14 protein-coding genes and 3 tRNA genes are annotated in these 14180 nt (G+C 57.0%); 6 read left to right on the top strand and 11 right to left on the bottom strand.

The window, feature by feature from the left end; translation table 11 throughout:
• Positions 1–7: 7 nt before the first annotated feature.
• The 3 genes from deoB to deoC form a co-directional block, all read right to left on the bottom strand.
• Positions 8–1231, bottom strand: a complete 1224-nt coding sequence (gene deoB, locus NB069_RS03050; protein ID WP_250587673.1) for a phosphopentomutase — start codon at positions 1229–1231, stop codon at positions 8–10.
• Positions 1232–1282: 51 nt separating this feature from the next.
• Entirely contained in the window at positions 1283–2605 is a 1323-nt protein-coding gene (gene deoA / locus NB069_RS03045; RefSeq protein WP_250587671.1) for a thymidine phosphorylase, read from the bottom strand.
• Between the two features lie 124 nt (positions 2606–2729).
• A complete protein-coding gene (gene deoC, locus NB069_RS03040) occupies positions 2730–3509 on the bottom strand; it encodes a deoxyribose-phosphate aldolase (protein WP_250587669.1) in 780 nt (259 codons plus the stop codon).
• 260 nt (positions 3510–3769) lie between these two features.
• On the opposite strand from deoC, the gene NB069_RS03035 reads away from it, so the two are divergent.
• Positions 3770–5320, top strand: a complete 1551-nt coding sequence (locus tag NB069_RS03035; RefSeq protein WP_250587667.1) for a YjjI family glycine radical enzyme — start codon at positions 3770–3772, stop codon at positions 5318–5320.
• Complete coding sequence (locus NB069_RS03030; protein ID WP_250587665.1) at positions 5292–6152, top strand: YjjW family glycine radical enzyme activase; 861 nt, start codon at positions 5292–5294, stop codon at positions 6150–6152. The genes NB069_RS03035 and NB069_RS03030 overlap by 29 nt, the downstream gene beginning before the upstream one ends.
• Here NB069_RS03030 and NB069_RS03025 read toward each other — a convergent pair.
• The 8 genes from NB069_RS03025 to NB069_RS02990 form a co-directional block, all read right to left on the bottom strand.
• Positions 6147–6929 (bottom strand): metal-dependent hydrolase, encoded by a 783-nt coding sequence (locus NB069_RS03025; RefSeq protein WP_250587663.1) that lies wholly within the window; start codon positions 6927–6929, stop codon positions 6147–6149. The two genes, NB069_RS03030 and NB069_RS03025, sit on opposite strands and share 6 nt — an antisense overlap.
• A complete protein-coding gene (locus tag NB069_RS03020) occupies positions 6926–7996 on the bottom strand; it encodes a patatin-like phospholipase family protein (protein ID WP_250587662.1) in 1071 nt (356 codons plus the stop codon). Before NB069_RS03020 ends, NB069_RS03025 begins: the two co-directional genes overlap by 4 nt.
• 149 nt (positions 7997–8145) lie before the next feature.
• Positions 8146–8307: a DUF1328 domain-containing protein gene (locus NB069_RS03015; protein WP_002887716.1), complete on the bottom strand. Its 162-nt coding sequence runs from the start codon at positions 8305–8307 to the stop codon at positions 8146–8148.
• A 125-nt stretch (positions 8308–8432) separates the two neighbouring features.
• A complete protein-coding gene (gene osmY, locus NB069_RS03010) occupies positions 8433–9050 on the bottom strand; it encodes a molecular chaperone OsmY (protein ID WP_250587660.1) in 618 nt (205 codons plus the stop codon).
• 304 nt (positions 9051–9354) lie between these two features.
• A complete protein-coding gene (gene prfC / locus NB069_RS03005) occupies positions 9355–10944 on the bottom strand; it encodes a peptide chain release factor 3 (RefSeq protein WP_250587658.1) in 1590 nt (529 codons plus the stop codon).
• Positions 10945–11034: 90 nt separating this feature from the next.
• Entirely contained in the window at positions 11035–11712 is a 678-nt protein-coding gene (yjjG, locus tag NB069_RS03000) for a pyrimidine 5'-nucleotidase (RefSeq protein ID WP_250587656.1), read from the bottom strand.
• A 16-nt stretch (positions 11713–11728) separates the two neighbouring features.
• Entirely contained in the window at positions 11729–12172 is a 444-nt protein-coding gene (gene rimI / locus NB069_RS02995; protein WP_139564253.1) for a ribosomal protein S18-alanine N-acetyltransferase, read from the bottom strand.
• Positions 12141–12554 carry a DNA polymerase III subunit psi gene (locus tag NB069_RS02990; protein ID WP_250587654.1) on the bottom strand — a complete coding sequence of 138 codons (414 nt, stop codon included), beginning with the start codon at positions 12552–12554 and terminating at the stop codon, positions 12141–12143. Before NB069_RS02990 ends, rimI begins: the two co-directional genes overlap by 32 nt.
• 102 nt (positions 12555–12656) lie before the next feature.
• Here NB069_RS02990 and rsmC point away from each other — a divergent pair, with 102 nt between their 5' ends.
• From rsmC to NB069_RS02970, 4 genes are all read left to right on the top strand, one after another.
• Positions 12657–13685, top strand: coding sequence for a 16S rRNA (guanine(1207)-N(2))-methyltransferase RsmC (gene rsmC, locus NB069_RS02985; protein ID WP_250587652.1), 1029 nt, complete (start codon positions 12657–12659; stop codon positions 13683–13685).
• Positions 13686–13823: 138 nt separating this feature from the next.
• Positions 13824–13909 (top strand) — tRNA-Leu (locus NB069_RS02980).
• A 29-nt stretch (positions 13910–13938) separates the two neighbouring features.
• Positions 13939–14024, top strand: a tRNA-Leu gene (locus NB069_RS02975).
• A gap of 32 nt (positions 14025–14056) precedes the next feature.
• Positions 14057–14142, top strand: a tRNA-Leu gene (locus NB069_RS02970).
• The last annotated feature ends 38 nt before the right edge of the window (positions 14143–14180 follow it).

The raw sequence follows: 14180 nt of genomic DNA, 5'->3' as shown, positions 1-14180 counted from the left end.
AATTGCATCAGAACATGGCCTTGCCATATTCCATATCAGACGTACCAAAGTATTTCGCGATGGTCTGGCCGATGTCCGCGAAGGTTTCACGGTGACCGAGCGAGCCAGGTTTCACTTTCGGGCCATACACCAGCACCGGAATGTGCTCGCGGGTGTGGTCGGTACCGGTCCAGGTCGGGTCGCAGCCGTGGTCGGCGGTCAGGATCAGAATGTCATCTTCACCCACCAGCTCCATCAGCTCCGGCAGACGGCGGTCGAACAGCTCCAGACCCGCAGCGTAGCCAGCGACATCGCGACGGTGGCCCCAGGAGGAGTCGAAATCAACGAAGTTGGTGAAGACGATAGTCTTGTCGCCCGCCTCTTTCATCTCTTTCACGGTGGCGTCGAACAGCGCGTCCAGACCGGTGGCTTTCACTTTTTTGGTGATACCGCAGTTGGCGTAGATATCCGCGATCTTACCGACGGAAACCACCTGGCCGTCTTTCTCGTCAACCAGTTTCTGCAGCACAGTTGGCGCTGGCGGTTCTACGGCCAGATCGTGACGGTTGCCGGTACGCTGGAAGTTACCCGGTTTGTCGCCCACAAACGGACGCGCGATCACGCGGCCAATGTTGTAGCCGCCTTCGGTCAGCTCTTCACGGGCGATCTCGCACAGCTCGTAAAGACGATCCAGGCCAAAAGTCTCTTCGTGGCAGGCAATCTGGAACACGGAGTCAGCGGAGGTGTAGAAAATCGGCTTGCCGGTTTTCATGTGCTCTTCGCCGAGCTGGTCCAGAATGACGGTGCCGGAAGAGTGGCAGTTGCCGAGGTAGCCCGGCAGGTTTGCGCGCTCAACCAGTTTATCCAGCAGTTCCTGCGGGAAGCTGTTCTCGTGATCGGAGAAATAGCCCCAGTCGAACAGAACCGGCACACCGGCGATTTCCCAGTGGCCTGACGGGGTGTCTTTCCCGGAAGAGAGCTCGTGCGCCCAGGCGTAGGCGCCTACCACTTCCGCGTTTGCATCCATACCGGCAGCCACTTTACCCGTGGAACCTTCATGGGCTTTAACCAGACCCAGACGGGTCAGGTTTGGTAGATTCAGAGGGCCCTGACGACCGTTGTTGGCTTCGCCTTTTGCACAGGCTTCAGCAATGTGACCCATGGTATCTGCACCGGTGTCACCAAAGCGATCTGCATCTTCTGTAGCGCCGATGCCGAAAGAGTCCAGCACCATAATAAATGCACGTTTCATATGTTCTCCGTACTCAGTGCTTCATAAAAAAGCGATCAGATCAGTATACCGCTATTCGGTAATACGGCGATAGACCGAAGGCGAGCTTTCTGGGGCATTATCCGCCAGAGTAATGGCAGCCTTCACGGCTTTCGCCGCGTCCTGCCAGCTGTTTTCATCTTTCGCGTGGATCACCGCCAGCGGACGCTGGCCGTCAACGCTGTCGCCCAGACGGGCCATATCGGTGAAGCCGACGCTGTAATCAATGCTGTCGGAGGCCTGGCGGCGACCGCCGCCCATGGAGACGACCGCCATACCCAGCGCGCGCGTGTCCATCGCCGAGACAAAGCCTTCGGTATCCGCGTACACCGCTTTGCTGAGCATTGCGGTTGGCAGGTATCTGGCGTAGTTTTCCACGAAATCGGTCGGGCCTTTCTGGGCTGCCACCATGCGGCCAAAGATCTCCGCCGCTTTGCCGTTATCCAGTACCGCCTGCAGTTTCGCCCGGGCGTCGGCGTCATCTTTCGCCAGCTTGCCCGAGATGAGCATCTCAACGCACAGCGCCATGGTCACGTCGAACAGGCGCGGGTTACGGTATTCTCCGGTCAGGAACTGCACCGCTTCGCGTACTTCAACGGCATTACCCGCGCTGGACGCCAGCACCTGGTTCATGTCGGTGAGCAGCGCGGTGGTGCGCACGCCTGCGCCATTGGCAACGCCAACGATCGCTTCGGCAAGCTGGGCTGAGAGTTCGTAGGTCGGCATAAAGGCGCCGCTGCCCACTTTCACGTCCATCACCAGCGCATCCAGACCTTCGGCCAGTTTCTTGGCGAGGATCGAGGCGGTGATCAGCGGGATGGAGTCGACGGTCGCGGTAATGTCACGCGTGGCGTAAAAACGCTTATCCGCCGGAGCAAGGGAGCTGGTCTGGCCGATAATCGCCACACCCACATCTTTAATAATGTCGCGGAAGCGGTTGTCATCCGGGAAGATATCGAAGCCCGGAATGGCTTCCAGTTTGTCGAGCGTGCCGCCGGTATGGCCGAGGCCGCGCCCGGAAATCATCGGAATATAGCCGCCGCAGGCAGCGACCATTGGCCCCAGCATCAGCGAGGTGACATCACCCACGCCGCCGGTGGAGTGTTTGTCCACGATCGGGCCATTAAGGTTAAGGCTCTTCCAGTCCAGAACGGTTCCTGAATCCCGCATAGCCATGGTCAGCGACACGCGCTCCGGCATGGCCATATCATGGAAGAAAATGGTCATCGCCAGGGCGGCAATCTGCCCTTCAGAGATGGTATTGTCGCGAATGCCGTTGATAAAGAAACGGATCTCTTCGTCGCTTAAAGCATGACCATCACGTTTTTTACGAATAATTTCTTGTGCGAGAAACAAAATAACCCCCTGAGGAAGTGAGTCGAAGGCTAACCGTAGGCCGGGTAAGCGTAGCGCCACCCGGCGAACCGGAATAACGCCGGAGGGCGACTACGCCTTATCCGGCCTACAACGAATAGTGCTATTAGTAGCTGCTTGCGCTCTTACCGTCGCCGTGACCCAGCGCCTTCAACAGGCTGGCCAGCAGGCTGGATGCGCCAAAACGGTAGTGGCGGGCGTCTGCCCAGTCGGCACCGAACAGCTCATCGGCAATCGCCAGGAACTGCTGCGCGTCTTCTGCGGTACGCACGCCGCCTGCCGGTTTGAAGCCTACGGTTTTTTCCACGCCCATATCGCGGATCACTTCCATCATGATACGTGCGCTTTCCGGGGTAGCATTTACCGGCACTTTACCGGTGGAGGTTTTAATGAAGTCAGCACCGGCTTTGATGGAGATTTCAGACGCTTTACGGATCAACGCCTCTTCTTTCAGCTCACCGGTTTCGATGATCACCTTCAGCAGCACGTTTGCCGCCGCGCAGGCCTCTTTACAGGCTTTCACCAGCTCAAAACCGACCTGCTCGTTGCCAGCAATCAGCGCACGGTACGGGAAGACCACGTCCACTTCGTCAGCGCCGTAAGCGATAGCGGCGCGGGTCTCTGCCAGGGCGATGTCGATGTCGTCGTTGCCGTGCGGGAAGTTGGTCACGGTGGCAATACGCACTTCCGGCGTGCCCTGCTCTTTCAGGGTCTTACGCGCGATCGGAATGAAACGCGGATAGATACAGATAGCCGCCGTGGTGCCCACCGGGGTCTTCGCCTGATGACACAGGGCGATCACTTTCTCATTCGTGTCGTCGTCATTCAGGGTGGTCAGATCCATCAGTTTTAAAGCACGCAGGCTGCTTGCGGTTAAATCGGTCATAACATTCTCCGGGCGTATAGCCGTAAAATTTCACCTTGCGGGTCTGTGAGTATTCTAACATTCACCCGCTTTCTCACTTCGACATTCATCACAGTTAATGAAATATGCATACAAATTTGCATAACCGTAATGAGATCAACTTCAAATAATTTAGCTACAACTGCTGATTAAAGCGTCAGGCACCCGCGCAGGATCAAAGGCAACCGATGGGACTCTTTCTACACTCTTCCCCTGTCCATGCAGAAGAATAAGGAAGCGACATGTCTCCATCCACGCCCGCCGCCCTGCAACAACGTTGCCAGAAGATTGTGACAAGCCCGGTGTTAAGCCCTGAACAAAAACGCCACTTCCTGGCGCTGGAGGCGGAAAACAACCTGCCCTACCCGGCCCTGGATAACGATGCGCGTCTGGCCCTGGCCGGGGGATATATCTGCGATATGTTTGAAGGCCATGCGCCCTACAAACCGCGCTACGTGTTGCCCGACTATGCGCTGTTCCTGAAGCAGGGTTCAGCCTGGCTGGAACTGGAAGGCGCTCAGGATCTGGATGATGCGCTGTCGCTGCTGACCATCCTTTACCACCATGTTCCGTCCGTTACCGGCATGCCGGTTTTCCTCGGCCATCTCGATACGCTGCTGCAGCCGTATGTTAGAATTCTAACACAAGAAGAAATCGATATTCGAATAAAACGTTTCTGGCGCTACCTCGATCGCACCCTGCCAGATGCCTTCGTCCATGCCAATATCGGCCCGGCAGACGGCCCTGTAACGCGCGCCATTTTACGTGCCGACGCAGAGCTTAAGCAGGTTTCACCCAATCTCACCTTTATTTATGATCCTGACATCACCCCGGACGATCTGCTGCTGGAGGTGGCGAAGAACATCTGCGCATGCAGCAAACCGCATATCGCCAACGGCCCGGTAAATGATAAAATTTTCACAAAAAAGGGCTTTGGCGTGGTCAGCTGTTACAACTCGCTGCCGCTGGCAGGCGGAGGAAGCACGCTGGTGCGCCTCAACCTGAAGGCCATCGCGGAGCAGAGCGAATCTCTCGAGGCGTTCTTTACCCACGCGCTGCCGCACTACTGTCGGCAGCAGATAGCCATTATCGATGCGCGTTGCGACTTCCTGTATCAGCGTTCCGGCTTCTTTGAGAATAGCTTCCTGGTTAAAGAAGGGCTGATCAATCCCGACAGTTTTGTGCCCATGTTCGGCATGTATGGCCTGGCTGAGGCGGTGAACGTGCTGTGCGAGAAAGCGGGGATTACCGGGCGCTACGGCCAGGATGACCAGGCTAATGCGCTGGGGTATCGCATTAGCGAACAGCTGGCGGCCTTTGTGGAGGCGACTCCGGTAAAACACGGCTGGCGACAGCGCGCCATGCTGCATGCCCAGTCGGGGATCAGCTCCGACGTGGACACCACCCCGGGAGCGCGTCTGCCCTATGGCGACGAGCCGGATCCGATTAGCCACCTGCTGGCGGTCGCCCCGCATCATCGCCACTATCATGCGGGAATCAGCGATATCCTGACCCTTGACGAAACCGTGAAGCGCAACCCGCAGGCGGTGGTGGAACTCTGTCTGGGCGCCTTCCGCGCCGGCATGCGTGAATTCAGCGCCAACGTGTCGGGGAACGATCTGGTTCGCGTGACGGGTTATATGGTGCGGCTGTCCGATCTGGAAAAATACCGCGCCGAAGGCTCACGCACCAATACCACCTGGCTGGGCGAAGAGGCCGCCCGCAACACCCGCATACTGGAGCGCCAGCCGCGCGTGATAAGCCATGAACAGCAGATGCGCTTTAGTCAGTAAGGTTATCCCCTTCTCCTGCGTCGACGGGCCCGGCAGTCGCCTGGCCCTGTTCCTGCAGGGGTGTAACCTGCGCTGCAAAACCTGCCATAACCCATGGACCATTGGGCGCTGCAACGACTGTGCCGCCTGCGTGCCGCACTGCCCGCACGATGCGCTGAACATTCAGGCCGGACGGGTCTGGTGGGATGAGGCGACCTGCCAGCAGTGCGATACCTGTCTGCAGATGTGCCCGCAGCAGGCGACGCCCATGGCCCAGCGGTTAAGCCTGGAGGAGATCGTCGCGCAGATCCGCAAGGTTGCGCCGTTTATCTCCGGCATCACCGTCAGCGGCGGAGAAGCCACCACTCAGCTGCCGTTTCTGGTGGCCCTGTTTAAGACCCTGAAAGCCGATTCACAGCTGCAGCATCTGACCTGCCTGGTGGACAGCAACGGCCTGCTAAGCGAAACCGGCTGGCAAAAACTGCTCCCGGTGTTTGATGGCGCTATGCTCGATCTTAAGGCCTGGGACAATGCCCATCACCGTTTTCTGACCGGGCGCGACAACGTGCTTATCAAGCACAGCATTCGCTGGCTGGCAGCACGCAACCGGCTCAGCGAGCTGCGTTTACTGGTGATCCCGGATCGCTGCGATTACCTGACGCACTATCGCGATCTGGTCAACTTTATCCGTCAGCTGGGGGATGTTCCGGTCAGGATCAACGCCTTTCACGCCCATGGCGTCTACGGCGAAGCCCGTCACTGGCGCAGCGCGACGGCCGATGATGTCGAACCGCTGGCGCAGCGGCTGGAGCGTGAGCGGATCAGGGTCATCCGCCCGGCGCTCTATTTATAGCCGCAGGTTGAACAGTGTGCGGGTGTTATCCAGCAGCGCCTGAGCGATCTCATCCGCGGGCTCCGGGCGCAGTTCGCATAAGGTTGCAAACACCCTCGCCGCCTGCTCGGGCCGGTTCGGCTGGCCCTGAAACCCGTTGAGCGGCATATCGGGGGCGTCGGTCTCCAGCAACAGGGCGGAGAGCGGGAGCTGCGCCATCACGTCCCGGGTTTTACTGGCGCGGGGATAAGTGATAGTGCCGCCGACGCCAATTTTATAGCCCATCTCCACAAAACGCTGAGCCTGCTGCAGGCTCCCGGCATAACCGTGAACCACCCCGGTTCGCGGCAGGTTATGGCGCCTGAGGTGCATCGCCAGTTTATCGTGGGTGCGCCGGGAGTGGAGGATCACCGGCAGATCGTAGCGTTTCGCCAGCTTGAGCTGGGCATCGAGGATCGCTTCCTGTCTTTCGAAGTGAGGATCCTCCCGATAGAGATCGAGGCCGATCTCCCCCACTGCCACCAGCTTTTCCGGCTTCGCCGCGAGCACCGCCTCCAGCTTGTCCAGATGCGCATCCTGATGGGATTCAATCACAATAGGGTGCAGGCCCAGCGCCATATACAGAGACGGATAGCGGGCGCCGAGACCCAACACGCGATCGATGCTCGCCACATCGATGGCCGGGACCAGGATCGCCATCACGCCTGCCTCGGCGGCACGCTGGATGCTGGCGGGCTCATCACCGGTAAAGGGGGAAAAATCAAAGTGACAATGGGTATCAATAAAGCGGTAAGTCACGCCAGATCCTCGTTATCAAACAGGGTGTCGTTCGCCTGCGGGGCATTAACCAGCGACGTGGTTAGCACATCGTTGGCCACGCTTGCCGGAGGAACCACCACCGTGGCAGGGGCAATGATCCGCTGGTGGCGGCGCAGCGGCGGCTGCTCGGCCAGCAGTTTGCCCACCGTTGCCAGGAAATAGCGCCCGCACAGGCGGCCGGTTTTGTAGTCGTCGCGCAGGGCGGGAATGCGGCTGCCCAGAGCCATACTGTTAAGCGGCTTTGGCGGGTAAATTTCGAAGATCCTGAGTTTACCCGGCGGCTTTTCAATAAAATGCTGGATGGCGTGATAGCTCGCCTCATGGTGCGATACCAGATTGAGCATCGGTTGCAGGCTGCTTTCACCCAGCCAGCGCTCCATCCGTTTAAACCACTCGGGCGTATAGTACATCTGCGACGGCACGGTGCGGATCACCACGATGGTATTCGCCCCGCGTCGGGCCGCCTCCTGCACCGGGATGGCATCGCTGACGCCGCCGTCGAGATAGCTGATCCCATCCAGCAGCGCCCCCGTGCGGTAGAAACCGGGGATGGCGCTGGAAGCACGAAGAATGTCGAGCCAGTTCTCTTTTTGCGGCGAAAAGTAGCTGGCCGAGTAGTCATCTCCGCGACAGGCGCACATCCAGAAGGCTTTCCCGGCATCGAACAGGCGCGAGGCGCTGTCCATCGCCAGGGGCATTTTGCTGGCGGTGGCGTCCAGCAGCCAGTCAAGATCGATAAGATTGCCGCCGCGCACAAAGCGCAGCGGATCGAAGAAGTCGCGGGAAGTGGTGTAACGCATGATCACTTTGCGGGCATAACCCGGCTGATTACAGACGTAGGCTGAGAGATTCTGCGCCCCGGCGGAGGTACCGAAAAAGAGATCGAACGGGTTAAACTGCGCGCGCATAAACTCGTCCAGCACGCCAGCCGTGAAGATCCCTCGCTGCCCACCGCCTTCACACACCAGCGCAATCTGCCCCGGTCGGAAGGGTTTAAGTGCTAACGGCGCAATGTTGCCGAGCGTAACCGGAATTCGCTGCCCCACCTCTGCTGTCCTGTTTTTTTATTTGTTATGTCCCTACACAGTAGCGCACACCTGCCGGTTTTCCCAAACCGGATGTACGCCAGCACGCAGCCAAATAAAAAGGCCCATGCTTAACATGGGCCTTTTCTTCAGCATAACGGTTACCTGTGCTATGGACGACGGCGTCCGGTGAACAGGCTTACCAGGAACAGGATAATACCGACGACGAAGACAATTTTCGCCGCACCCGCCGCGGTACCCGCCAGACCACCAAAACCCAGAGCGGCGGCAATTAACGCGATAACCAGAAAAATGATGCCCCAACGAAACATATGACTCTCCTTTACCATAGTTAATGTCGACCGCATGGTGAGCGCCCAGGTGCTCACGGCGATATCTACATGTGTAATTGTTATCTCGCCTTCTGGCCTCAGCCAGAAGGACGAATTTAGGCGTTTTATTTAACTTTCAGGTCGTTTTTAACGCTTTTCACGCCATCAATGGCTTTAGCGATGCTTTCAGCGCGGTCGCTCTGCGCTTTTGACTCTACTTCACCGCTCAGCTGTACCACGCCGTCAGTGGTTTCCACTTTCACGTGACGTGAAGGGACGATGTCATCAGCCAGCAGTTTGGCTTTAATTTCGCTGGTGGTGGCTGCGTCACCCGCATAGCCCTTGGCAGATTGCTCTTTGCCGTCACGGACATGCAGCTTGTCGCTGACGGATTTCACGCCTTCAACACCTTTCGCCACGGTAACGGCTTTTTCAGCCTGCGCCTGGCTTTCAACGAAGCCACTCAGGGTAACGACGTTTTTATCGGTTTCTACAGAGATATCGGTGCTCTTAATGTCATCAGCATCCACCAGTGCAGCTTTAACTTTTGCTGTGATAGAGCTGTCATCCATGAAGTTACCGACTTTATTCATAGAGTTATCGATTTTTTCCCCTGCGGTATTAGCAGTGGATTGCGCTTTTTCTGTTGCGGTGGTTTCCGCCATTGCAGAACCGCATACCAGTGCGCTACCCATCATTACCGCCAGCAGAGTTTTCGAAATCTTCAGTTTTTTAGTATTCATCGATGTATTCCTGTGTTTTGCTCCGAATTCGAGCGTCAATCATTACGTGCAAGTAGTCTTTCTTACTACCAATCAACACTCGGGCGAGATGAGAACCTTATCAACACGCATTGAATGGAGCTTTCATCTGCGCCCGGTGTTAAACACTGAGTTAAATATAGATCACTCTCGCAGGCGCGCTTTCAGAATCGGGCAAAAAATGAGCAATAAGCAGCAAAAGCTATTGAATTAAGAACATTCCGCAAGGGATTAATAAGGCAGGGATTTAAGCAGAGCACGGCGGCTGCCGTGCTCTGAGAAGGGATTAGTGCTCGCGGGTTTTACGGAACTGAATATCCGGATAACGATCGTGCGCCAGGTTCAGGTTAACCATGGTCGGGGCGATATAGGTGAGGTTATCACCGCCGTCGAGCGCCAGCTGAACCTCGTTCTTACGCTTAAACTCTTCGAATTTCTTCACGTCAGAACACTCTACCCAGCGCGCCGTCGCCACGTTTACCGATTCGTAAATCGCTTCAACGTTGTACTCGCTCTTCAGACGGGCAACCACCACGTCAAACTGCAGCACACCTACCGCACCTACAATCAGGTCGTTGTTGGCAATCGGACGGAACACCTGTACCGCGCCCTCTTCCGACAGCTGAACCAGCCCTTTCAGCAGCTGTTTCTGCTTCAGCGGATCTTTCAGGCGGATACGGCGGAACAGCTCCGGTGCGAAGTTCGGAATCCCGGTGAACTTCATCATCTCGCCCTGGGTAAAGGTGTCACCGATCTGGATGGTGCCGTGGTTATGCAGACCGATGATGTCGCCCGGATAGGCTTCTTCCACATGGGAACGGTCACCGGCCATAAAGGTCAGCGCATCGGAGATCACCACGTCTTTACCGGTACGCACCTGGCGCAGCTTCATGCCTTTTTCATACTTACCGGATACCACACGCATAAACGCCACACGGTCGCGGTGTTTCGGGTCCATGTTGGCCTGGATCTTAAAGACGAAGCCGGTGAACTTCTCTTCGCTGGCAACCACTTCACGGGTGTCGGTGTTACGCGGCATCGGCTGCGGCGCCCACTCCACCAGGCCGTCAAGCATATGGTCTACGCCAAAGTTACCCAGCGCGGTACCAAAGAAGACCGGGGTGATTTCACCGCTCAGGAACAGCTCCTGGTCAAACTCGTGGGAAGCGCCTTTCACCAGCTCCAGCTCATCACGCAACTGGCCCGCCAGCTCTTCACCCACAGCCGCGTCCAGATCCGGGTTATCCAGCCCTTTCACGACACGCACTTCCTGGATGGTGTGACCTTTACCGGTCTGGTACAGATAGGTTTCGTCTTTATAGAGGTGATAAACCCCCTTAAACAGCTTGCCGCAGCCAATCGGCCAGGTGATGGGTGCGCAGGCGATCTTCAGCTCGCGCTCCACTTCATCCATCACTTCCATCGGATCGCGAATGTCGCGGTCGAGTTTGTTCATGAAGGTCAGGATCGGCGTATCGCGCAGACGGGTGACTTCCATCAGCTTACGGGTACGATCCTCAACGCCTTTTGCGGCATCGATAACCATCAGGCAGCAGTCCACCGCCGTCAGGGTACGGTAGGTATCTTCGGAGAAGTCTTCGTGACCCGGGGTGTCCAGCAGGTTCACCAGGCAGTCGTGATACGGGAACTGCATTACGGAGGTGGTAATCGAGATACCACGCTGCTTTTCCATCTCCATCCAGTCAGATTTTGCATGCTGGGCAGAGCCACGGCCTTTTACCGTACCGGCGGTCTGGATCGCCTGTCCGAACAGCAACACCTTCTCGGTAATGGTCGTTTTACCGGCATCCGGGTGAGAGATAATGGCAAAAGTACGGCGTTTCGCCACCTCTTGCAGATAAGGAGACAACGTCATAATTGAATCTTCTTTAAAAAGCGCGGCAGCAGGCCGCGCATCATGAATACGAAAATGCGGCTATTTTACCCATCAATGGGGGGCAGGCAATCAATGTTTACACAGGAGTTGCTCCAGTTCGCTCAGGGAGGTCACGGTCCAGGTCGGTTTGATTCCCTCCGGCAGGGTGCGGTTGTGCGCATTTAGCCAGACGGTCGACAGCCCGGCGTTCATCCCGCCAAGGATATCGGACTCCGCTGTGTCGCCCACCATCAGCACGTTTGACCGGTCAGGATTGCCGGCCTGAGCCAGCGCATAATCAAAGATTTGCGGGGCCGGTTTTGCCACACCCACCTGTTCTGAAATCACTAATAAATCAAAGTAGTCACGAAAACCGGTCCGCTCAAGACGGATCTGCTGAAGCGCCGTAAACCCGTTGGTGATGATCCCGAGCTTCGCCTTGCCCTTCAGGGAGGCAAGCAGCGACGCGGCGCCCGGCAGCGGGGCGCAGATCTCGGCCATCGCATTCAGGAAGGCCTTGTTCAGATCCCCAGGCGGAACGTTAAGGCGATCCGACCACCCCTGAAAACGCTGGTGCTGAAGCTGTAACGCGGTGATGGCGCCGTTCTGGTAGTCCACCCACAACGGTTTATTCACCGTCTGGTAATCCTGGAAGTCTTCCGCGGTGAAGGTCACGCTGTAGTCGAGAAACATCCGCTGTAAGCCGCCGTACGCGTCGAAGGTAAACAGCGTTTCGTCAGCATCAAAGAAAATCCAGTCCCAGTTCATTGTTACAACCTTTTAGTTATCCAAGCGGCAGAGCCATGATGATGGCGTCTTCACGTCCTTCTGCGGTGGGGTAATAGTTACGGCGGATCGTCGCCTCGTTAAAGCCCAGGCTTTCATAGAGTGCGATGGCGGCGACGTTCGAGGCCCGTACTTCCAGCCACAGGGTGAATACGTCTCGTGCTTCCAGCTCGCGAATTAAGTGTTCCAGCAGTTCTCTGCCCAGCCCACGGCGCTGGAAAGCAGGATCTACAGCGATGTTAAACAGCGTCGCTTCATCCAGAACGACCTGCGTGATGGCAAATGCCGCCAGCTGATTATCAACATCCAGCCGATAGTTCAGGTAACGCTCACCCTGGTTGCTGGCAAAGGTTTTTTCACTCCACGGAAAAGCGTGGGCGCGTTTTTCGATGTCAAAAGCCTGCGCTAAATCAGTCGTCGTGAGGGAAGAAATTGTGTTCATGTTCGCAGATTTGTTGCCACAGCGCGCGACGTGCCGCCGGGTTTACGTTAAGTTCGTCCAGGGCTGGCGTCGCCATACTCGCGCCCTCCAGAGCAATCTCTTCTCTTACGCCAAGTTGCCAGCTGTTGCAGCGGCTGCCCTCGGGCAGCATGGCGACGCGATCGGGCGTCAGCTGCAGCACCTGGTCGGCACCCAGCTTCAGCGCGCGCAGCACGTCAGCAACCACCGGCTCGCTCAACGCGGGCAGGCTCTTCGCCACCATCACCAGACGAATATGCGCCGGAATCGAGATGGCGATTTCACCCTGCAATGCCGCCGGGCGGCGCAGCGCCCACTGGGTGATGCCCAGTTGCTGTAATTGCCTGTCTCGTCGGGTTGCCATTGCAAAAACTCCTGTTTGTCAGGCGCGCAAATATACCAAATGTGTCGAATCTGCGCCATCTACCTACTATAATCCCCGCCTGAGTTTATTGAGGAACAATTCATGTCTGCATTTACCCCGGCAAGTGAAGTCTTGCTGCGCCACAGTGATGATTTCGAACAAAGCCGTATTCTGTTTGCCGGAGATATGCAGGATGACCTGCCTGCCCGTTTCGAGTGTGCCGACAGCCGTGCGCACACCCAGCAGTATCACCACTGGCAGGTACTGAGCCGTCAGATGGGCGAGCGCGCCCGTTTCAGCCTGGTGGCTGAACAGGCCGACGTGGCTGACTGCGACACGCTGATCTACTACTGGCCGAAGAACAAACCCGAAGCCCAGTTCCAGCTGATGAACCTGCTCTCTCTGCTGCCGGTGGGTTGCGATATCTTCGTTGTCGGTGAAAACCGCAGCGGCGTGCGCAGCGCCGAGCAGATGCTTGCGGAGTACGTCACCCTGAACAAAGTGGACAGCGCGCGTCGCTGTGGTTTCTATCATGGCCGTCTGGACAAAAAACCGACCTTTGATGCGGAAAAATACTGGGGCGAGTACCAGATCGATGGCCTGACCATCAAAACGCTGCCGGGCGTCTTTAGCCGTGACGGCCTGGACGTGGGCAGCCAGCTGCTGCTCTCCACCTTCACACCGCACACTAAAGGCAAGGTGCTGGACGTCGGCTGTGGCGCAGGCGTGCTCTCCGCAGTGCTGGCCAGCCATTCACCAAAGGTGCGTTTAACCCTGACGGATGTCGGCGCATCAGCCATCGAAGCCAGCCGCGCCACCCTTGCGGCCAACGGCATCGAAGGTGAAGTGTTTGCCTCCAACGTCTTATCCGACGTGACCGGTCGCTTCGATATGATCATCTCCAACCCGCCATTCCATGACGGAGTAGAGACCACTCTCGAAGCGGCACAGACCCTGATTCGCACCGCGGTGCGCCATCTGAACAGCGGCGGCGAGCTGCGGATCGTGGCAAACGCCTTCCTGCCGTACCCGAAAGTGCTGGACGAAGTCTTCGGTTTCCACGAAGTGCTGGCACAAACCGGCCGCTTTAAGATCTACCGCGCGATCATGACCCGCCAGGCGAAGAAGTAACCCCCTCAGGCCTGATCCACCCGATCAGGCCATTTTTGCAACAAATAAAACATCCAGCACAATTATCTGTTGACGAACAGCTGAAAACATCTAGAATGCGCCTCCGTGGTTACGATACTTTTTTTGTATCGATGGTATGCGAAGGTGGCGGAATTGGTAGACGCGCTAGCTTCAGGTGTTAGTGTCCTTAGGATGTGGGGGTTCGAGTCCCCCCCCTCGCACCAATAACCATGATTGATATTGCTCGCACTGGGCGAAGGTGGCGGAATTGGTAGACGCGCTAGCTTCAGGTGTTAGTGTCCTTAGGATGTGGGGGTTCGAGTCCCCCCCCTCGCACCAACGAGGCGATATCAACAAAATAAGATGACTGTGCGAAGGTGGCGGAATTGGTAGACGCGCTAGCTTCAGGTGTTAGTGTCCTTAGGATGTGGGGGTTCGAGTCCCCCCCCTCGCACCAATTATCTTATCTCTCCTTAGATGTTCTCTCTTACTTCC

The organism is Leclercia adecarboxylata, assembly GCF_023639785.1.
In the GTDB taxonomy this organism is placed as follows: Bacteria; Pseudomonadota; Gammaproteobacteria; order Enterobacterales; family Enterobacteriaceae; genus Enterobacter; species Enterobacter adecarboxylatus_D.
Note: the sequence above shows the minus strand (reverse complement) of the source record. Positions and strands in the feature narration are given on the sequence as shown.